This window comes from Streptomyces albipurpureus, assembly GCF_023701525.1.
In the GTDB taxonomy this organism is placed as follows: Bacteria; Actinomycetota; Actinomycetes; order Streptomycetales; family Streptomycetaceae; genus Streptomyces; species Streptomyces albipurpureus.
In genome coordinates this window covers 97,784-119,572 of the sequence record NZ_JAMQAW010000010.1, presented here as the reverse complement: position 1 = coordinate 119,572, position 21,789 = coordinate 97,784, and the positions used below count along the sequence as shown (strand labels likewise).

Annotated in this window: 12 protein-coding genes; 6 read left to right on the top strand and 6 right to left on the bottom strand. The window is 67.2% G+C overall.

The annotated features are described in order from the left end of the window. Positions 1-2 precede the first annotated feature (2 nt). The gene (locus NBG84_RS12565) at positions 3-2,618 is read left to right on the top strand and encodes a SpoIIE family protein phosphatase (RefSeq protein WP_250919464.1); all 2,616 of its coding nucleotides are present in this window, start codon (positions 3-5) and stop codon (positions 2,616-2,618) included. A gap of 152 nt (positions 2,619-2,770) precedes the next feature. Here NBG84_RS12565 and NBG84_RS12560 read toward each other — a convergent pair whose 3' ends face one another. From NBG84_RS12560 to NBG84_RS12535, 6 genes are all read right to left on the bottom strand, one after another. Next, on the bottom strand, positions 2,771-3,484 hold the full coding sequence (locus NBG84_RS12560; protein ID WP_250919463.1) for a PspA/IM30 family protein: 714 nt from the start codon (positions 3,482-3,484) through the stop codon (positions 2,771-2,773). 290 nt (positions 3,485-3,774) lie between these two features. Further along, positions 3,775-5,907, bottom strand: coding sequence for a TPM domain-containing protein (locus NBG84_RS12555; RefSeq protein ID WP_250919462.1), 2,133 nt, complete (start codon positions 5,905-5,907; stop codon positions 3,775-3,777). Positions 5,908-6,587: 680 nt separating this feature from the next. Then, positions 6,588-7,385 carry a succinate dehydrogenase/fumarate reductase iron-sulfur subunit gene (locus NBG84_RS12550; RefSeq protein ID WP_250919461.1) on the bottom strand — a complete coding sequence of 266 codons (798 nt, stop codon included), beginning with the start codon at positions 7,383-7,385 and terminating at the stop codon, positions 6,588-6,590. Next, a complete protein-coding gene (locus NBG84_RS12545) occupies positions 7,382-9,310 on the bottom strand; it encodes a fumarate reductase/succinate dehydrogenase flavoprotein subunit (RefSeq protein ID WP_250919460.1) in 1,929 nt (642 codons plus the stop codon). Before NBG84_RS12545 ends, NBG84_RS12550 begins: the two co-directional genes overlap by 4 nt. Before the next feature lies 1 nt (position 9,311). Next, the gene (locus NBG84_RS12540; protein ID WP_250919459.1) at positions 9,312-10,133 is read right to left on the bottom strand and encodes a hypothetical protein; all 822 of its coding nucleotides are present in this window, start codon (positions 10,131-10,133) and stop codon (positions 9,312-9,314) included. A gap of 37 nt (positions 10,134-10,170) precedes the next feature. Beyond that, complete coding sequence (locus NBG84_RS12535) at positions 10,171-10,425, bottom strand: hypothetical protein (protein WP_250919458.1); 255 nt, start codon at positions 10,423-10,425, stop codon at positions 10,171-10,173. A gap of 330 nt (positions 10,426-10,755) precedes the next feature. On the opposite strand from NBG84_RS12535, the gene NBG84_RS12530 reads away from it, so the two are divergent. The 5 genes from NBG84_RS12530 to NBG84_RS12510 all read left to right on the top strand — a co-directional run bounded on the left by NBG84_RS12530 (position 10,756) and on the right by NBG84_RS12510 (position 21,787). Next, complete coding sequence (locus NBG84_RS12530; protein ID WP_250919457.1) at positions 10,756-13,881, top strand: ABC transporter family substrate-binding protein; 3,126 nt, start codon at positions 10,756-10,758, stop codon at positions 13,879-13,881. A 435-nt stretch (positions 13,882-14,316) separates the two neighbouring features. Next, on the top strand, positions 14,317-16,218 hold the full coding sequence (gene typA, locus NBG84_RS12525; protein ID WP_250919456.1) for a translational GTPase TypA: 1,902 nt from the start codon (positions 14,317-14,319) through the stop codon (positions 16,216-16,218). Between the two features lie 1,553 nt (positions 16,219-17,771). Next, positions 17,772-18,809, top strand: a complete 1,038-nt coding sequence (locus NBG84_RS12520; protein ID WP_250919455.1) for an ABC transporter permease — start codon at positions 17,772-17,774, stop codon at positions 18,807-18,809. Between the two features lie 99 nt (positions 18,810-18,908). Next, on the top strand, positions 18,909-20,702 hold the full coding sequence (locus NBG84_RS12515) for an ABC transporter substrate-binding protein (protein WP_250919454.1): 1,794 nt from the start codon (positions 18,909-18,911) through the stop codon (positions 20,700-20,702). Positions 20,703-20,809: 107 nt separating this feature from the next. Beyond that, positions 20,810-21,787 (top strand): ABC transporter permease, encoded by a 978-nt coding sequence (locus tag NBG84_RS12510; RefSeq protein ID WP_250919453.1) that lies wholly within the window; start codon positions 20,810-20,812, stop codon positions 21,785-21,787. Positions 21,788-21,789: the final 2 nt, after the last annotated feature.

Below are 21,789 nucleotides of genomic sequence, written 5' to 3'. Positions count from 1 at the left end.
GCGTGAGCGAGATATCCGGGACGACAGGCGATGTCGTATGGCAGAGCAGCCCGCCTGGCTCGATCTATGACTACATCAAGGCTGCCTCCTTCTCGATTGGGCCTGATGGTCTGATCGACCAGTGGAGTCAGCGTGCGGTCGAGCTCTTTGGCGTCACAGCTGCCGAGGTCAGAGGCAAGGACCCGATCGAGGTCTTCATCCCGGCGGAGCTGCGTCCACGCGGCCGGCGCCAGGTGTTGGAGATCCTTGACGGCAAGGAGTGGACCGGGCTCGTCCCCTTCCGATTGCCAGGAGCGGGCGGAGCCCATGGGGTTGCCGAGATCTATGTGATGCCGAGCGAGACGGAGACCGGCGCCCGGGCGGCTCTCTGTATCGTCGTGGACGTCCGCGCGCTGCGCCGGATCGAAACCGACCTTGCCGCTTCGCAGGCCATTTTCGGCCAATCCCCGTTTGGGTTTCTTCTCTTTGGCACTGACCTCAGGGTTCAGCGGGCCAATCAGCGCCTCGCCATCCTTTTCGGCGGCACTGCCGAGGACCATCGGGGAAGGACGGTCTACGACTACCTCTCTCGCCCCGAGGCGGACCGGATGGCAGCAGCGCTGCGCCGCGTCCTGGAGACCGGCGAGTCGGCGATCGACCTCCAACTCGTCGGCTCGGTGCCCAACAGCAACGACCGCAGGCACTGGTCCATCAACCTCTACCGGGTCCACAGCGGTTCCGGGCGTCCCGTCGGCGTAGCCGGAATCGGTACCGATGTCACACGCCGCAACGTTGCCGCCCGTGAGGCAGCGAGCGCCCGTCGCAACCTCGCCCTCCTCAACGAGGCGAGCGCACGCATAGGCAACTCGCTCGATTTGGAGACCACCGCACGCGAACTCCTCGACGTCGCGGTCCCTGGCTTCTGTGACCTCGCCTCCGTCGATCTCTACCAAGGCCTGCTCACCGGTGAGGAGTCTCCCCCCGGACGCTGGGACGCCCCTCGGGCCGAGGGCACGGGAGCAGGCACCGCCGCACTGCGCCGGGTCGCCTTCGCGAGCGCCGTCTCCGACGCCCCGCTGATCACGACCCCGGGATGCGGCTCCCGGGGCAACACCCCCACCTCCGTCGGCGAGGTGCACCGCTACACCTTCAACTCTCCCTGCGCCAATGCCCTGCGCACCGCGCGCGTCCAGTTGATACCCGGCGAGGACGGCAGCCTCGTCCAATCCACCCTCGCGGTGCCGATGATGGCCCACGACACGGTCGTTGGACTGGTGCAGTTCTCCCGGGCCAAGGGAAGCGAGCCCTTCGGGGAGCGGGACCGATCGCTCGCCACCGAACTGGCCGCCCGCGCCGCGGTCTGTATCGACAATGCCCGGCTCTACCGTCGGGAACACGAGCGAGCACTCATCCTCCAGCGCAGCCTCCTCCCGCCGGGCGACCCCGAGGCCGCCGGGCTCGACATCGCCTGCCGCTACCTCCCGGGCAACACCGCGACCGAGGTGGGCGGCGACTGGTTCGACGTCATCGAACTGCCCGGCCACCGCACCGCGCTCGTCGTGGGCGATGTGATGGGCCGTGGTCTGCGGGCAGCCGTGGCCATGGGCGAGTTGCGCACCGCGGTCAGGACGCTGGCACTGCTCGATCTGGAACCGGCCGAGGTACTGTCCGCGCTCGATGAGGTCGCACGCGGCCTTGGCAGCCCCACTGGGGCACAGCAGTCCGCTCGGGTAGCTCATAAGTCGCGTGAGGCTGACCTCTCCGAGGTCTATCTCGCAACGTGTGTCTACGCCGTCTATGACCCGGTCACCCGACGCTGCACCTTCGCCAACGCCGGGCATCTGCCGCCGATCCTGGTCGAGCCCGGTGAAGAGGCCCTGCTGCTCGATGTGCCCCCCGGGATGCCGCTCGGCGTCGGTGGCGAACCCTTCGAAGAGGTGGAAGTCGAACTCCCCGAGGGGGCACTGCTCGCGCTCTACACCGACGGGCTCGTCGAATCGCGGGTTCAGCCGCTCGACGATGGGCTGCTGGCCTTGCGCACTGCCCTCACCGACCCCTCCCGACCCGCGCCGGGGCACCGCTCCCCGCCGGCCGCGCCAGCCGCCCATCTCTCCAAATCGTTGGAGGACGTCTGCGACCATGTGCTGAACACGCTCGACACCCGGCATGGTGAGGATGACATCGCCCTGCTGATGGCCAAGGTCCAAGGACTGCCCGCCGAAGCGGTCGGTGACTGGCTGCTGCCCCGTGAGCCGCGTTCGGTGGGCCGTGCCCGCGAACTCACCCGCGCGCAGTTGCTCTCCTGGGACCTCGGCGCCCTGGTTGACACCGTGGAGCTCTTGGTGAGCGAACTTGTCACCAATGCCCTGCGGTACGGCGAGGGCGAGATTCGGCTGCGGTTGCTGCGCGATCGCACTCTGGTCTGCGAGGTGTGGGATTCGGGACTGGTCCAGCCGCGCCGCCGACGAGCGCGCGACACCGACGAAGGCGGTAGGGGGCTCCAACTGGTCGGCATGCTGAGCGCTGGTTGGGGCTCGCGCCGAACCCCGCGCGGCAAGACCGTGTGGTTCGAACTCGCCCTTCCTGACGGCGGCTCGCCCGCCGAACCCACGGTGGAGCAGCTGTTGAGCATGTTCTGAAGCACGACCCAGCAGCCCCATGGAACGAGCCGCGGCGCCCGATCCCACACCCACAGGACGGGCGAGGACGCCGCCGCCGTGGCGAGGCGCGTGCGCCCGGGCACCCACGCGCAGATCACAGCTCAGACGCCAGGACAGGGGGAGGCGGACCGCTAGGACGCGGCCTTCAGGGCGGCGAGCCTGGCCTCGACCTCCGCCGTGTCGCCGAGGCTGTCCAACTGCTCGAACTGCGCATCCAGCGAAGAGGCCGCCAGTTCCTGCTTCCCCATGGCCTTTGCCTCCTCTCGGCGCACCTTGTCCTCGAACCGCGATATCTCGCTGGCCGGATCGAGCACATTGATGCTCTTCAGTGAGTCCGTCATCTGGTTCTGCGCGTAAGCGGTACGGGAACGGGCCACCAGTTCGTCGCGCTTCGCCTGGAGCTCGGTGAGCTTGATCTTCATCTGGTCGAGCCCGCTCTTCAGCTTCTCGACCACTTCCGTCTGGGACGCGATGGTCGGTTCCGCTGTCCGCGCCTCCTTCTCGGACTGCAGCTGCCGTTGAAGTGCCACCTTGGCGAGATTGTCGAACTTGTCCGCGTCCGCGCTCTGTCCGGCGGTCCTCAACCCGTCGGCCTTCTTGCTGGCGGCCAGTGCCTTGCCGCCCCACTCCCGGGCAGCGCCAACATCTTCCTGGTGGTCCTGCTCCATCAGCCGCAGATTGCCAATCGTGCCCGCCACCGCCTGCTCCGCCTCGCTGATGTTGCTCGTATAGTCCCTGATCAGCTGGTCGAGCATCTTCTGCGGATCTTCCGCCTCGTCGAGCAGGGCATTGATGTTGGCTCTGGCCAACTGCGAGACCCGGCCGAGGATGGTCTGTTTGGTCATGGCGCTTCTCCTTGTGGGGGCCGCTGGTCACGCGCCAGCGGCGGCTTCCTGGCTTGCCGTACGGGCTGTTGCCCGGGTTGCCGAACAGGCCGCCACCCAGCAGGGGGCCCCTCCGGCGGCCAGGGGATCGATGGCTGTTGCGATGTCGATCTTCGGGAACGCGCTGCCACCCACGCCCGCCGCTGAAATGACTGAAACGACTGAAACGGCTGAGAACGGAGTCGAGCAGGGCAGCGTTCGTGATGACGGAACCGGCAGCAAGAGCCGGGACGCCCGCACGGCGGAGAGTGTCAGAACCGACCACCACCCATCCGACCGCGCGTACCCCCACCGCCGAAGCTCCCCGGACCGCCGCCGAAGCCGCCGCCGAAACCCCCACCATGGCTTCCACCCCTTCCCCCGCCGAACAACCCGCCGAGGATGATCCCGCCGAGCACCGCGCCCCCGAGCCCACCTCCCGGACTTCCTGCTCCTGGTACACCGCTCGGCCCGAACTGGTTCCCGAACCCGCGTACATCGGCTTCGGCCAGGCTCTGCGCCTGCCGCGCCAGTACGTCCGCCTGCTGGACTTCGGCGAGCGCCGCCTGCGGCCCGCCCCCGACACCGCCGCCCTCGGCACCGCCACTCACCGGGCCGCCCACCCCAGCGTTCGCCCCCGCCAGTTCGCCCGAGCGCTTCAGCCTTCGCTGAGCCTCCGCCAGCCGGGTCCTCGCCTCGCTGCCCACCGCCCCGCGATGCGTCGTGACGTAGTCGACCGCCGCGCCGATCGAAGACCGGGCAGCCAGCGTCGCCTGGTCCAGGAGCGCCCTTGCCCGTCGGGTGCCCTGCTCGTTCTCCCGTGCCCCGGCCAGTGACTCGTCGAGGGCCGCATCCGCCTCCTCGACCCGTCGCAGCGCGTCGATCGGGTCGTAGGGCCCCGCCGTCATCTGGGCACGTACCTCTGCAGCCACCGACTCCGCCCGGGCGATCCGCCCCTGAAGCGTCGCCGTCGGCACACCCGCGGTCGTCCCCTTCAGCAGTCCGCCGGCCTCGGCCAGATCGCTGTCGGTCTCGGTGAGCGCACCCGGCAGCTTCCCGGCCGCCTCAGCGAGTTCCTGGGCGCGCCGGTCGACCGCGGCCATCAACCGGTCCGCCTGATCCAGCGCGCTCTCCACCGCTCGCACCTGCACGGCGGCAGTGCCGTTGTCGCCCGCCTCCATCGCGGTACGGGCGCGTTCAAGGCCCGCCCGGGCGAAGAGGAGTCGCTCCCTCGCCTGCTCCGCGTCGGCATCGACCGGGGCGGATGCCGATGGCGCGTACCGCTGACGCAGCACCGACAGAGTCGCCTCCGTCGTGATGACGCGCCCGTCGAGATCGCTGAAGGAGGCTTCGGCGCTGGCGATCGCCTGCGGAGCGTTGTGCTCCAGGGCACGCAGCCGATCGAAGTCCTCCGATTCGGCGTCCAGTCGCCGATTGGCGTCCGCACAGCGCGCGATGATCTGGTCAAGCATCCGTCGACGGGTCTCGTCGTCCTCCGGATGAGCGTCGTCGAGTTGCTGGCGCAACCGGAAGGCCGCGGTCAGCTCATCCTTGGCGTACGCGAGGGCCTCCTGGAACGGTTGGGCCGCCGCATCACCGAACTGGGCCACCGCGAACCCCAGCTCTTCCTGACTGGTGCGTACGGCGTCGTCGGTCTCGACAAGCGCTTGCCTGGCTTCCTGATCCAGCTCGGGCAGCGGTTTCGGCGGAGGCGTGATGTTGCTGCTCCAGCCTTCCCGTCCACTCTGCGGGGTCGTCCGTGTGGCCGTGCGCCTTCTCCGCTTCGTCAGGGCGTACGCGCCGATCGCGCCGGCGCCACCGATCAGCGCGATCGGGAGTACCAGATCACCGGCTCCCGTTCCGGCGGACGATCCGCCCGGGTCGGGATCCCCGGGGGTGATGGCAGGCGTCGGGACCGGGCGACCGCTCAGTACGGCTGTATAGCCAGTGGCCGCCCCGATCGCGGCACCGGCCCAGTCGCTCTGCCGCAGTGCGGGCTCGATGGCCACTCCCGCGACCTGCGCGAGTTGGGCATCGGTCATGGGTGAGCTGGCAGCCACCCAGTACGCGTACTGCCGATCACGCGTGGCCACGGCCAGCAGCGCATCGCTCTGACCCAGGCCGTTGCGCTGTGCGGTGGCGTCAGCCCACTCCTGTGCCGAACGGCCGGAGAAGTCCCCTACGTAGACGACGAAGAGCTGGAGCTGCTCCTGGGCGAAGAGCCGGTCAAGCGCTTGAGCGACCTGTGGACGTCGATCACCCAGGGCATCCACCCGGTCGGTGATCTGTCCTTCGCGGGAGAGGGCGGCGGGATCATCGGCGACGGCGACGGGAACGGCGGGCACGATCAGCCACCACGCCGCCACCAGTACGGCCAGCAGAACCCGGGTGGCTATTCGTGTCACGTTTGGGAGGCTATGTCCGCTTGTTGGTCGGCGCGACCGGACACCGGCCGTATGAGGAGGCCGCTGTTCGCGGAACCCGTGGGAGGGGTGCTCCTGGTAGCTTCCCCGGTGCCCGGCGCGACGGGGCGTGGGTGGGCCGACCCCCTGGTCAGCGCGGGGGCGATGACCGAGGGGGCTCGCCCATGAGCACCGATGTCAGTGGTCGTGTCTAACGTGGGGTGCCAAGGATCCACTGACGGGGGAAATCAGTGAAGGCACAGCTCTACGCGCTCGCGCGGCGCGCGGTCCGGGCCTGGATCGTCCGCCTGGGCGCCAAGGACCGATCCACCGCGCAGCGGCAGGCCGGCCGGGGCGCCGAGCGCCCGCAGCGCGCACCGTTACATCCGCCCGGGGCAACCCTGAGTACGAGGGCCGTCCGGTGGCTCACACCGTTATGCCTGGATGGCCCCCCTCGCGGCCGTCAGCCGATGCGATCCCGGGTATCGCCCCTTGGCCGGCAGCCGCTGTCAGCAGATGCTTTACCGGGGCGGCCGAGGCCGGGCGGTACCGGGCCGGTTCCCCGGAACCGAAGCAGCCGCCCTGCCCCGGTCCGGCCTTGTGCGGACCCGACCTCGGCGCGGTGGGCTGCCGGTCGGCCCCGGGGCCCGGCGCGGTCGCGCTCGCGGGCCCCGGTCACATCGTCAGTCCTGGCCGCCGCCTCCCCGCCGGCCGATCTTGCTGCCGAGCCACACCAGCGGGTCGTACTTCCGGTCCACCGCCCGCTCCTTCAGCGGGATGAGCGCATTGTCCGTGATCTTGATCCCCTCGGGGCAGACCTCGGTACAGCACTTGGTGATGTTGCAGTAGCCGAGGCCATGCTCGTCCTGCGCCGTCTTCTTGCGGTCGAGCCCGGTCTCTGCGGCCGCGTCCAGCGGATGCATGTCCAGCTCCGCCACCCGCATCAAGAAGCGCGGCCCGGCGAAGGCCTCCTTGTTCTCCTCGTGGTCACGCACCACATGGCAGGTGTCCTGGCAGAGGAAGCACTCAATGCACTTGCGGAACTCCTGCGAGCGGTCCACATCCATCTGCTGCATCCGGTACTCACCTGCCGCCACCCCGGGTGGCGGCACAAAGGACGGTACTTCCCGTGCCTTGGTGTAGTTGAACGACACATCCGTCACCAGATCGCGCACCACGGGGAAAGCCCGCAGCGGCGTCACCGTGATCGTCTCCTCGCGGGTGAAGATCGACATCCGTGTCATACACAGCAACCGAGGCCGGCCGTTGATCTCGGCGCTGCACGACCCGCACTTGCCGGCCTTGCAGTTCCAGCGGACCGCGAGGTCGGAGACCTGGGTGGCCTGGAGCCTGTGGATGATGTCGAGTACCACTTCTCCCTCGTGGACCTCGACGGAGAAGTCCTCCAACTGCCCGCCGTCCTGATCACCCCGCCACACCCGGAAGTGCGCTGTGTACTGGGTGGAAGCAGTCGCACTCACTGGTACAGCTCCTCTTCGGCGAGGTACTTGACCAACTCTTCCTTCTCGAAGAGAGCGAGTAGGTCAGGACGGATGGGCTCGGTGGCCGTGCGTTCCAGCGCGATCTGGCCGCGCTGGGGATCGGTCGCGGCCAGCCCCTCGGTGGGATCCACCAGCCGGCACAGGAGATTCACCGGTCGCCACTCACGCTCCATCGTCGGACAGTCCTCGCGGGTGTGGCCGCCGCGGCTCTCCGTGCGCTCCAGTGCCGCCCGCGCGATGCACTCGCTGACCAGCAGCATGTTCCGTAGATCGAGCGAGAGGTGCCAGCCGGGGTTGAACTGCCGGTGCCCTTCGACCCCGGCGCGCTGTGCGCGGGCGCGTAGGCCGCCGAGCCGTTCCAGCGCCTGCTCCATCTCACCACCGCGTCGGATGATCCCGACCAGGTCGTTCATCGTCTGCTGGAGCTCTTGATGAAGGGTGTACGGATTCTCCGGCTGTGCTCCGTCGTCCTGCGCCACGGCGCTGAACGGACGCAGGGCCTCCGCGGCCGCTCTGTCGATCTGCCCCTCGTCCACCGACGGTCGGGGGGTGAGCGCCGCCGCGTAGTCAGCGGCATGCCACCCGGCCCGGCGGCCGAAGACCAGCAGATCGGAGAGGGAGTTGCCGCCCAATCGGTTCGACCCGTGCATTCCACCCGCGACCTCGCCCGCCGCGAACAGGCCCGGAACCCCGAGCGTCGCCGCGCTGTCGGATTCCACCGCGATCCCGCCCATCACATAGTGGCAGGTCGGGCCCACCTCCATGGCTTCGGCGGTGATGTCCACATCCGCCAGTTCTTTGAACTGGTGGTACATCGAGGGCAGTCGGCGCCGGATGACATCGGCTGGCATCCGTGTCGACACATCGAGGAACACTCCACCGTGTGGCGAGCCGCGGCCCGCCTTCACCTCGGAGTTGATCGCACGCGCTACTTCATCGCGCGGCAGCAGTTCGGGGGGACGTCGGTTGTTGTCCGGATCCTCGTACCAGCGGTCGCCCTCCTCCTCCGTCTGCGCGTACTTCTCCTTGAAGACATCGGGGATGTAGTTGAACATAAACCGCTTGCCCTCGGAGTTGCGCAGCACTCCGCCGTCTCCGCGGACCGATTCGGTGACGAGAATGCCCTTCACCGAAGGCGGCCAGACCATGCCGGTCGGATGGAACTGCACAAACTCCATATTGAGCAGCGGGGCACCCGCGAGCAGCGCCAGCGCCTGCCCGTCCCCGGTGTACTCCCAGGAGTTGGAGGTCACCTTGAAGGACTTGCCGATCCCGCCCGTGGCGAGGACGACCGAGGGGGCCTCCAGGACGAAGAAGCGCCCGGTCTCCCGCTCGTAACAGAAGGTGCCCGAGACCCGATTGCCGTCCTTGAGTACCCGGGTGACCGTGCACTCCTGGAAGACCTTCAACCGGGCCTCGTAATCCCCGAACTCCGCCTTGTCCTCCTGCTGGAGCGAGACGATCTTCTGTTGCAGGGTACGGATCAGCTCCAGGCCGGTCCGGTCGCCGACATGGGCCAGTCGGGGATATTCATGTCCGCCGAAGTTCCGTTGGGAGATCTTTCCGTCATGGGTGCGGTCGAAGAGCGCACCCCAGGTCTCCAACTCCCAGACCCGGTCCGGTGCTTCCTGTGCGTGCAGCTCGGCCATCCGCCACTGGTTGAGGAACTTCCCGCCACGCATGGTGTCGCGGAAGTGCACCTGCCAGTTGTCGCCGGAGTTGACGTTGCCCATGGAGGCGGCGATACCGCCCTCCGCCATCACCGTATGGGCCTTGCCGAACAGGGACTTGCAGATCACCGCGGTGCGGGCGCCCCTCTCCCGGGCTTCGATGGCGGCCCGCAGACCGGCGCCGCCGGCGCCGACGATCACGACGTCCCACTGCTGTCGTTCCAACTCTGTCATCTCAGAACAACCTCGGATCGTCGAAGGCACCGGACGCGATCAGATAGACGTAGAAGTCGGAGAGTCCGACGCTGATCAGCGATGCCCAGGCGAGCAGCATGTGGCGATCGTTCAGCTTGCCGACCCAGCCCCAGAGGCGATAGCGCACCGGATGCTTGGAGAAGTGCTTCAACCGGCCGCCGATGATGTGCCGGCAGGAGTGGCAGGAGAGTGTGTACGCCCAGATGAGCACGATGTTCACCAGGAAGACGAGAGTGCCGAGGCCCATATGGCCCCATTCGTAGTTCTCGTCGCGGAAGGTGAGCACCGTGTCATAGGTGAGGATGCCGGCGACCGGGATTGCCGCATAGAAGAAGTACCGGTGCATGTTCTGGAAGATCAGCGGGAAGCGGGTCTCGCCGGAGTACTTCTTGTGGGGTTCGGCGACCGCACAGGCCGGCGGCGAGGCCCAGAAGCCCCGGTAGTAAGCCTTGCGGTAGTAGTAGCAGGTCAGCCGGAATCCCAAGGGGAAGATCAAGATCAGCAGGGCGGGGGAGAGGCCCCACCAACTGCCGAAGATCTCCCAGTTGGGGCCGCCCTTCATCGGCTCGCAGTTCTCCGCCAGGCACGGCGAGTAGAACGGCGAGACATACGGCGCCGCGTAGTAGTCCGCGTTGGCGAACGCCCGCCACGTCGAATAGATGATGAAGGCGAGTAGTCCGCCCGCGGTCAGGGCCGGTGCGAGCCACCATCGGTCGGTCCGCAGATGGCGGGAGCCGATGGTGGCGCGGGTGGGGCCGCGAACGCCGGTATTGACTTGTGTCGGTTCGGTACCAGTGGCCAACGAGGTCTCCTAGGGCCTGCCTTTCGGCCAGGCCGGATCAGGGAGCACGCCTGTCGCGGACGCCCAGACCCTCGTCGTCCGAGTCTGTCCACAGCGTGTTGTCGTACGGAACATCGGGGATGGTGACCAGCTCGGCGCGGTTCGGCGGCCGCTGCCCGCTGGCCGCCGTTGAATCGCGTCGCTGATCACCCGCGCCACTCAACTGATCGACGGTTCGTTCCAGCTTTTCGACACGCTGGACCAGCTCGTCGAGGCATTGCTGAATCGTGGTCAGATCGACCTGCTGGGACATGACTTGCCCTCACTTCCGCAGGGTGCGGGTGGCGTCGTTCATGCGCCTGCGAGTGTTGCGCTTCGTCCCCCGCTTGGGAAGGGGACGGGCGGGATTCTCATCGCCTCTCATCGCAAGCGCAGTCGACGCACCCCTCATGGGTTGCGGACTATTCTCCCCGTTTTCCTGCTATTTGTTCTGTTGCGCTAGGGACACCCGTTGCGCCGCACGGGTGACTTTTGGGGCCGGGAGCGTCGTGTCTGCGCCCCTGGACGCTCCCCGTCCACTTCAGTGAGCCGGAATCGGTGTGATCATCCCAAAATCCGCGAAACAGGATGAAGAGGTAAGCCCATGCCCCAGGCCGACGAGCCGAGCGGAAGGGCCCGCTCCTGGACTTTCCTGGCCGCCAGGACCTCCGGGGCCATCGGGACCTCCCCTGCCTCCCAGACCGCCCCGACCCCCGGGGCGAGTCGTGCCCCTCAGGTCAGCCAGGCTCCCGCGAAGACCGGGCTCGTCCGCGCCCCGGGGGCCGACGGCCAGGGAGGCGATGCGTGCGGCCAGAGGGGCGATGCGCGAGTCCGGACCGGTTTCGAAGCGGTCCGGAGAGCCGCCGGGAGAGGCGTCCGGGCCCTGGCGGCCAAGGCCCCGCGGAGCTACGGCGGAGCCTTCCGCGCGCCGCGTTCCCTGGCGCTGCTGACCAGCGGTGTTCTCGTACTCCCCGTGCTGGCTGGATGCACGTCGGACGACTCCGCTGGTACGGGCAAGGCCGCGGCCCAGGACATCGCGGCGGCCGAGCGGGAGGCCGTCGGCCACGGCGGGTCCCTGCGTTGGGCGATCGAGGCCGTCCCCACCACCCTCAACACCTTCCAGGCGGACGCGGACGCCGGCACCTCGCGGATCGCGGGTGCCGTGCTGCCCGCCCTGTTCACCCTCGATCGCAATGGCCGTCCGCAGCGCAACCCCGACTATGTGGAGTCGGCGAAGATCGTTGCGCGGGAGCCCAAGCAGGTGGTGCTCTACAAGCTCAACCAGAAGGCCGTCTGGAGCGACGGCCGGGAGATCGGCGCGCCTGACTTCGCCGCGCAGTGGCGTGCGCTCAGCGGTCGGGACACCGCGTACTGGACCGCCCGCAATGCCGGCTATGAGCGGATCGAGGAGATTCAGAAGGGTGCCAATGACCTGGAGGTCAAGGTCACCTTCAAGAAGCCCTACGCGGACTGGCAGTCCCTCTTCACCCCGCTCTACCCCAAAGAGGTGACCGGGAGCCCCAACGCCTTCAACGACGGGGCGCGCAAGACGCTCAAAGCCACCGCAGGACCGTTTCAGCTGGGCGCCATCGACCGTAAAGCAGGGACCGCGACCCTGGAACGCAACCCCCGTTGGTGGGGTGACCAGGCCAAGTTGGACCGTCTGGTGCTCACTGCCGTACCGCGTGGGAAGCGCGCCGCCGCACTCGCCGCGCGGAAGGTCGACATCGCCGAGATCGACCGGGCCACGGTGGACCGGATCGCCCTGGCCAAGCGGGACAAGGGCGCGGGTGGTCAGCAGCCCAAGAAGGGGCCGAACGGAAACCCGGCCCCCAAGCCCGCCCAAGGCGCCGAATCCGCTCAGGGCGCCGACACATCGATCGCACAGAGTGCCCATCTGATGACACACGGCCCGGCGGCCGCGGTCACACCGGCCTCCGCACTGCTGTCCTGGGCCCTGGCGCATGGTTCCGATGAGGAGGTGGCCGAGACCGCACAGGCCGCTCGCGCCCAGACCGCCAGGGCGATCGAGGTCTACGCCGTGGAGCAGCGAGGACTGCCCGGCTACGTGGTCCGCAAGTCTCTTGAGCCGGCCTTCACCCAGCTCGCGCTGAACGGTGAGACAGGCCCGCTCGCCGACGACCGGGTGCGTCGGGCCGTCGCCCGGGCACTGGACCGCAAGGAGCTCGCGAAGACCGTGCTGGGCCCGCTGGGGCTACCGGCCACCCCGCCAGGCAGTCATCTCGCCCTGGCCGGGCAGCGCGCATACACGGACAACAGCGGCGCTCTCGGTGAGCAGAACACCCAGGAGGCGCAGGCGCTGCTCGCTGACGCTGGTTGGGTGCCCGGCGGTGCTCTGAAGAAGCCGGAACCCGCCAAGGCGGGCGGCGAGGTCGGGACCACCACCTCGGGCGACCCTGCCGAGGCCGCCTCCTCGGGGACCGGGGAGGCGGACGACGGCAAGAACACCGCTGGAAAGCGAGCAGCGGACGGCAAGACCAAGGCAGGCAGCACGGCGGACGGTAGATCGAAGAACAAGTCCGACGGTACGGCCGGTAAGAGCGCGGACGGTAAGAGCACAGACGGTAGGAACGCGGACGGTAAGGACGCAGGCGGTAGGAGCACCGACGGTAAGAACGCGGACGGTAGGAACACCGCAGCGGACGCCGCCTCCAACGAGGGCCTCTACATCGTCGGCGATGAGAAGTTCAGTCCGCTCAAGAGCTCGGGAGCGGGGGGTACCGGCGGTACCCATATCCTCGCCCCCGCGCCGGTCGACTTCCAAGACCTGTCGATGCAGCGCCGAGCGGATGGCGCGGCAGAGGCCCACCAGCGCAAACAGGGCGGTAAGGCGGGAGCGTACGCACCCGCCGGCACGGCTGCCCCGGTCGCGGCGGGCGGGCGGCTCGGAAAGGACGGCAAGGCGCTCTCGCTGCGCTTCGTCCTTCCTTCGGGGCCCGGCTCGGAGGCACTGCGTTCGGTCGGTGACAAGATTTCGCGGATGCTGGACCGGATCGGCATCCAGACCGAGGTGATCAAGGTCGCTGATGAGAGCTACTTCCGGGACCACATCGCATCGGGCAACTACCACCTGGCCCTCTACTCCTGGCCCGCCACCGCCTATCCGGCGACTGACGCCCGCCCCATCTACGCGAAGCCCGAGCCCGCAAGTGACGGCTCGCTCCTGGTGGAGCAGAACTACACCCGCGTCGGTACGGACTACATCGACCAACTCTTCGACCAGGCGGCAGCCGAACTGGACGAGAACGCCGCCCGCGATCTGATGCGCCGGGCCGACGCCCGGATCTGGGCCGCGGCCGGATCCATCCCCCTCTATCAGCGCCCGGAACTGGTCGCCGCCAAGCCGAGCGTCCGTAACGCCGGAGCCTTTGGATTCGCGGCACCGCGCTACCAGGACATCGGATTCACCAAGGGCTCGGTGCCCAAGTCCGGACCCGTGCGCAGTGCCGACACGGCCAAGACGGCCCGCCCGGACGCGGCAGAAAGCGCCGGCACCGACAGCGGGGCGGAAAACGCCGGGAGCGACAGCGGGGCGGAGAGCGCCGAGGGGAACGAATCCGAGGCGGCCTCGGACAAGAACGGTCGTGCGGACAAAAACGTTCGTACGGGCAAGAGTGCCGCGGCGGAAAGCAGCCGTGCCGCGGAAGACGGCAGTGGTGCGGAGGGGGAGGGCGGGACGGAGAGGAAGAGCGGGACAGATGGGAGATAGCGGAACCGGGATCGGCGGATTCATCGAACGGTTGCCCCGATGAGAGCCGCGAGTTGGTAGCCGTTCCCAGGGGCAGCGGCCGGTGAGGGTTCCCGGCCGGTGGGCGGTGGACGATCACCGTTCAAGATCATTAGGCATCAGTGCACTTCAGCGGCGCTCTGGAAGCCCAGAACTGGCTCAACTCCCTTGCCCGCCGTGACCCCCGGCGGGCAAGATCGTGTCCCTCCGTTGACCCTTGTTCAAGGCGCTCGGCGTCCCGCGTTTCCCCACCTCTACGCGGTCCCCACCCCGGCTGCGATACCGCATCTCCACCGGTCCGGGAAGCCCCGGACGCGCCAGCCCCGTACCATGGGACAGAGCCGTGGCGCGTATGCCTCGGCGGGGCGTACAGAGGAAAACGCCGCATCCCACAATCGAGAGAAGCGCTAGCCAGTCATGCCCACGCGCCACGACATCCGTAACGTCGCCATCGTCGCCCACGTCGACCACGGCAAGACCACGCTGGTCGACGCCATGCTGAAGCAGGCCGGCGCCTTCGCCGCCCACCAGCACATCGACGACCGGGTGATGGACTCGAACGACCTGGAGCGTGAGAAGGGCATCACGATCCTCGCCAAGAACACGGCGGTGAAGTACCACCCCAAGGTGGGGGGTGCGCCCATCACGATCAACATCATCGACACCCCGGGTCACGCCGACTTCGGTGGTGAGGTCGAGCGCGGTCTGTCCATGGTCGATGCGGTCGTCCTGCTGGTCGATGCCTCCGAGGGCCCGCTCCCGCAGACCCGCTTTGTGCTCCGCAAGGCCCTCCAGGCCCGGATGCCGGTCATTCTCTGCATCAACAAGACGGACCGCGCGGACTCCCGCATCGACGAGGTCGTCAATGAGACGTATGACCTCTTCCTCGACCTGGACGCCGACGAGGACCAGATCGAGTTCCCGATCGTCTACGCCTGCGCCCGGGACGGGGTCGCCTCGCTGACCAAGCCCGCGGACGGTACGGTCCCGGCCGACAGCGACAGCCTGGAGCCCTTCTTCTCCACCATCCTGGAGACCGTGCCGGCCCCCGAGTTCGATGAGTCCGCGCCGCTCCAGGCCCATGTCACCAACCTGGACGCCGATAACTTCCTCGGCCGTATCGCGCTTCTGCGCGTCGAGCAGGGCGAGCTGCGCAAGGGCCAGACCGTGGCCTGGATCAAGCGCGACGGCACCATCGCCAATGTCCGCATCAGCGAGCTGATGATGACCGAGGCGCTCACCCGCAGGCCGGCCGAGGTGGCGGGCCCGGGCGACATCTGCGCCGTCGCCGGTATTCCGGACATCATGATCGGCGAGACGTTGGCCGACCCGGAGAACCCGATCGCACTGCCGCTGATCACGGTCGATGAGCCCGCGATCTCCATGACCGTGGGAACGAACACCTCGCCGCTGGTCGGCCGTGGTGGCACGGGCAAGGGCGCGGAGAACAAGGCCGCGGTCAAGGACCGCAAGGTCACCGCCCGCCAGGTCAAGGACCGACTGGACCGCGAGCTGGTCGGCAATGTCTCGCTCCGCGTCCTGGAGACCGAGCGTCCGGACGCCTGGGAGGTGCAGGGCCGCGGTGAGCTGGCACTGGCCATCCTGGTCGAGCAGATGCGCCGCGAGGGCTTCGAGCTCACCATCGGCAAGCCCCAGGTGGTCACCCGCGAGGTCGAGGGCAAGGTCCACGAGCCCGTGGAGCGGATGACCATCGACGTCCCCGAGGAGCACATGGGCGCGGTCACGCAGCTCATGGGCGTCCGCAAGGGCCGGATGGACAACATGTCCAACCACGGCTCCGGCTGGGTCCGGTTGGAGTTCGTCGTCCCGTCCCGTGGCCTGATCGGCTTCCGCACGGAGTTCCTGACGAACACCCGCGGTACCGGTATCGCCCACTCCATCCACGAGGGCCATGAGCCCTGGTTCGGCCCGCTGAGCACCCGTAACAACGGTTCGCTGGTCGCCGACCGCTCCGGTCCGGTCACCGGCTTCGCGATGACCAACCTCCAGGAGCGCGGTGTTCTCTTCGTGGACCCGGGCACCGAGGTCTACGAGGGCATGATCGTTGGTGAGAACTCCCGCTCCGACGACATGGACGTGAACATCACCAAGGAGAAGAAGCTCACCAACATGCGCTCCGCCTCGGCCGACTCCTTCGAGGCGATCGTTCCGCCGCGCAAGCTCTCGCTGGAGCAGTCGCTGGAGTTCTGCCGCGATGACGAGTGTGTCGAGGTGACCCCGGAAGCGGTCCGTATCCGCAAGGTGAAGCTGGACGGGCGCGAGCGGGCCCGTGCCGCCTCCCGCGCCAAGCACGGCTAGTCCCCAGGAGGCGCTTGCGCCTCTCGTACGGCCCTGAAACGGCCGGGTTCGGCAGCGAGAAGCCGAACCCGGCCGTTCGCTGTTCCCGTCAGTCGCGAGTGGGTGGGTGCCAAACACGGGACGGGCCTGCGCCGCGGGTCCGGAGCAGCGCAGATACGGCGCGGAGTTCAGCTCTGACACCCGGCCCGAGCATGGCGAGAGATTCGCGGGCGCCAACTCTGCTCGGCTTCCCGAAGTCGGCGCAGGCTGGGCCTGGCCTCCCCATGCCGGTGCCGGCTGGGCCTGGCCTCCCGAAGTCGGCGTCGGCTCGGCCCGGCTTCCCCATGCCGGTGCCGACTCGGCTCCGGCTTCCGCAGCATCCTCCGCCCGGCTCGCGAGTCTTCAGTCCGTTGATCCGTCCTGTCCGTCCCGTCCGTCCCGGGCTCAGCCAGGCTTCCGGGCCTTTGGGTTTCCCTCAGGCGGCTCGTGCAAAAGGGCCTTCATCGATTCAAGTCGACCTAGAGCTCATAAACCCCCCGGGTAGGCGCCTCTTCGGGGCTCTCACGGATGGAATCCAGCTGGGGCGCTCTCCTGGGCCTCGCTAGCCCCATCCACCCCTCTGGTCCAGACCATCATCAGCGGCCCCGAGAGAGTGCCCTCTGTCCCGCGGTGGGCCTTGCCTCGCCCGCACTCGCGGGTGCCCCGGGCGCGCACACCCCGCGCTCGAAGCGTTTCGTCCGGCTATGTTCGCCGCCGTGCGCCTTGCGTACCCCGCTTCGTCGGCCGGCGCCGGGCTCCTTTTCGGCGGGGACCCCCCGGGCCGTTTGCCTCTACCTCATGCGTGGGAAACTGTGGGATTGGACCATCGGTGAGGGACTGTTCGTCAACAGGTTTTCTCATCAACCACGTCCGACTATCGGGCGTAGCTCACCGGAAACCTGTATTAACAGTCCGTTTCGGGGGTGTCTGTCTGTGATCCCTTTGTCCGAATTTTGGTCCTCGGGCTCTCGCTGATGTTGCCAAAACGAGATGCTTTAAGTGTGGTTTACGGCCCGAACTTACCCAATAGTTGGCTTCACTGAGCTCGGGTCAACGGGTCATGCGCTGTGGGGAGCGCCGACTCACGAGCACACGGGGTACAGCTCTTCGCCGTCAGGGGTGTCGGCGGGTGTCATGTACCCAACCTTGCAGTGAACACGTGGACTCATGAGGAGGAACCCATGCGCGGTGCCACGAGCGCCAGTGGGGTCGGGTCGTCACCGATGCCGATTACGGCCGGTTTCCAGCGCATTCCATCCGGTTTGGCCGCCGACGGCGGCGACCACCGATCCTGAGCCCCGGCAAACCGCTCGGCTCGCGATCCTGAGGGTGGAATCAATCCCTATTGATGATCTTTCCGGCCGTTTTGTCCGTTGAGGAATTCAGCGGCGAAAGGCAGCTCGGTCACGCCTGTTGAGGTGGCCGACTGGGGGATCGTCATGCGGTAGCTCTGGCGTACGAGTGCACAACGCTCGTCCGTCTCGGTCGCCGTGCGCAGGACCGCGGGTCACCCGACACCCGTGAATGGACACATCATGACCAGTCCAATCGAGACTGAGGCATCGAACGCCTCCGTCGCCTTGGACAAAGACACCGCGCCCAAGAACGACGCTGGCGACGGCGCAAACCACACTGGCCGGTCGCCCGGGCAGTTGATGTGGACGCGCTTCAAGCGCGACCGCGTCGGAATGGTCTCCGCAGTAGTGGTGATCCTCTTCTTCGTCGTCTCCGCGCTGGCTCCGGTGATCTCCAAGCTCTACGGCAAGGACCCGTACACGCTCTATGCGGACAAACCGGGTTACGAGGGTCTCCTCGACGAGTTCTCCTTGCCCACCGGTGTCTTCGGCGGCATGTCCGGGGACTTCTGGTTCGGCGTCGAGCCCAACCTGGGTCGCGATGTGTTCACCATGCTGCTCTATGGGATGCGCACCTCGCTCTACATGGCGCTTGTCCTGACCTTCCTCTGTGTGCTCACCGGCGTACTCGTCGGCATGGTGAGCGGTTACTTCGGCGGCAAGGTCGACTACTGGCTCGGCCGGACCACGGACTTCTTCCTGGCCTTCCCGAACCAGCTGTTCTTCATCGCCTTCATGCCCGTCGTCACCGCGCTGTTCGTCTCTCCGACCGATGAGACGCCGACCTACCTGCGCGCGGTCGTGATGATCCTCGTGCTCTGGTTCCTGGGCTGGATGGGCATGGCCCGTCTGGTGCGCAGCTCCGTACTGTCCCTGCGTGAGCGGGAGTTCGTCGAGGCCGCCAAGGTCTCCGGCGCCTCCCGGTGGCGGATCGTCCGCAAGGAGATCCTGCCCAACATCGTCACCCCGATCCTGGTCCAGGGCACCTATCAGCTGCCCAGTTCCATCCTGACCATCGCCTTCCTCTCCTACGTGGGTGTGGGCTTCGTGGAGCCGACCCCCGACTGGGGCCGGATGTTCGCCACGGGCTCTGAGATCTACGAGCAGAACCCGGCGTTCATGTTCTTCCCGGGCGTCGCCATGGTGGTGTTCGTCCTTGCGTTCAACCTTCTCGGCGATTCGGTCCGGGACGCGTTCGACCCCAAGACCGGACGGTGACGTCCACGGGCGAGGGTGGCTGCCGCCCTCGCGCCGGGCAACCGGACGGTCAGGCAGCTCTTGATGAACAACAAAGGACAGGTAGGTGCATCGAGCATCATGAAGCCCATTAGTTCGCGCTCTGCGCGCGTCATAGTCGTCGCCGCCGCGGCCGGCTCCCTGGCGCTCACCGGCTGCTCCAAGGACAGCGGAAGCACTAAGGACGAGTCGAAGTCGCAGAGTGACGCGGCTGCTCAGTCCAACCCGGTTCAGTACGGGGACGCCGCCGCGTCCAACGGCCCCGCGGCCCCCGTCGAAGGTGCCAAGAACGGCGGCACCATCAATGTCTACATGCAGTCCGACCTGAGCCACATGGACCCGGGCCAGATCTACGTCTCCGACGCCGGTCAGTTCTCCAACCTGATCCACCGCGGTCTGACGAACTTCCAGGAAGACGACAAGGGCAACCTGACGGTCGTCGGTGACATCGCCACCGACTCCGGTCAGAAGTCCAACGGCGGTAAGACCTGGACGTACAAGCTCAAGGACGGCATCAAGGACGACAAGGGCAACGTGATCACGTCTGCCGACGTCCGCCACACCATTGAGCGCACCTACGCGAAGTTCATCTTCGACGGTCCCAGCTACATCCAGAGCTGGCTCTCCGGTGCCAAGTACCGTGAGGCGCTGCCCGAGGGTCCGTACAAGGGCAAGCACCTGCCCGACACCGTGCTCGCGACCCCGGACGCCAAGACGGTTGTCTTCAACTTCGCCGACCCGCAGCCCGACCTGCCGCAGGCGCTGGCCATGGCCGGTTACAGCATCGTGCCCGCGAAGGCGGACACCAAGGAGAAGTACGACAAGGCGCCGGCCTCGCTCGGCCCCTACAAGCTGGCCGAGTACAAGGCCGGCAAGTCCATGAAGCTGGTGAAGAACCCCAACTGGGACCCCAAGACGGACGCGGTTCGCCACCAGTACGTCGACGGTTACGACTTCACCACCACCATCGACCAGTCCAGCCAGACCAAGCGTCTGATCGCTGACCAGGGCGACGCGAAGAACGCGATCCAGTTCACCGACTCGGTCGACCCCGCGCAGATGCGTGACGTCATCTCCAAGCCGGCGGTCAACAAGCGCACCGTCAAGGGCTACCAGCCCTACGTCTGGCAGATGACCTTCAACCTGGACCGGATGAAGGACAAGAAGGTCCGCGACGCCATCACCTACGCGCTGCCCAACAAGCGCATGATCGCGGCGGACGGCGGCAAGTACGGCGGTGAGCTCGCCGGTGGCCTGTTCGCGCCGACCCTGCCGGGCTTCGACCCGAAGTACGACCCGTTCGGCAAGCAGAAGAAGCCCAACGGTGACCCCGCGAAGGCCAAGAAGCTGCTGAAGGAAGCGGGTGTCGCCAAGGGCACCAAGCTCAGCTACGCCTACTCCAACACCCCGCGTGGGCAGAAGCAGATGGTCATCGTCAAGGAGGCGCTGAACGCTGTCGGCTTCGACGTCCAGGCCAAGGAAATCGACCGCGCCTCGTTCTACGAGCAGGTCGGCAAGCTGAACAACAGCTTCGACCTGTACATGACCGGTTGGGGCCAGGACTGGCCGTCCCCGGGCACGGTCGTCACCCCGGTCTACGACGGTGACCTGGTCTCCGACGGTGGCTCGAACTACTCGCACATCAAGGACGAGAAGGTCACCCAGGGCATCAACGAGGCCGTCAAGCTCGCCCCTGAGGCCGCTGCCAAGAAGTGGGCCGAGATCCACCACCGCATCGTGGAGGAGATCAACCCGGCTGCTCCGGTCTACTACTCGAAGCAGCTCCAGCTCTCCGGCTCCAACGTGGGTGGCACCAAGTACAGCACCGAGTCGAGCTACATCGACATCAACGACCTGTACCTGATCAACCCGTAACAACCCCGCACGGATGATCCTTGGGGGTGCGCGCCAGGCGGAGCGCACCCCCAAGGGCCCACGTATGTCACCCCCCGCCGCCTTTCCCAAGAGAGCAGCCTCCCGAGATGCTTCAGTTCCTCATCCGCAGGTTGACCGGTGCCGTTGCGATCATGTTCTTGATCGCGGCGTTCACGTTCTTCTTGTTCTACACAATTCCCCAGGACTTCGCCGAACTCGCCTGCGGCAAGACCTGCACGAAGGAGAACATCGCGGTCATCCGCGAGAACCTCGGGCTCGACAAGCCCATCACCGCCCAGTTCTGGGAGTTCATGGGCGGGATCGTCAACGGTCGAGACTTCGCCGTCGGTCACTGCCCCGCGCCGTGCCTGGGTGTCTCCTTCTCCTCGAACGAGTTCGTCTGGGACTCGATCATGGACCGCTTCCCGCTGACGCTCTCGCTGACGGTGGGCGGCCTGGTCATCTTCCTGACCCTGGGGCTCGGTGCTGGTCTGCTCGCTGCTTGGAAGCGCGGCACGATCATCGACAAGGTCGTCAGCGGCGCGTCGATGCTGCTCAGCTCGTTCCAGATCTACTTCCTGGGCCCGATCGTCCTGGGAATCATGGTCTACAGCACGGGTTGGATGGAGAACCCGTCATATGTGCCCTTCACGGAGGACCCGGCCGGCTGGGTGGTTGGACTACTCATCCCCTGGGCCGTGATGGCGACCATCTTCACCGCTCAGTACACGCGTATGGCGCGCTCGACCATGATCGAGCAGCTTCAGGAAGAGCATGTCCGCACGGCCCGCGCGAAGGGCATGAAGCAGCGGTACGTATTCTTCCGTTACGCCTGGCGTGGTTCGCTCACCCCCATCGTGACCATTCTCGGCATGGACCTCAGCGGTCTCCTCGCAGGCGCCGTGGTGACTGAGTTCACCTTTGACCTGCCGGGCATCGGACGGCTGGCAGTGAACTCGTCGCTGGACAAGGACCTGCCGCTGACGATGGGCGTGATGTTGTTCGGAGCCTTCTTCATCCTGATTCTGAACATCCTCGTGGACCTCGCCTACGCCTACATCGACCCGCGCGTGCGCCTCGCCTAGGA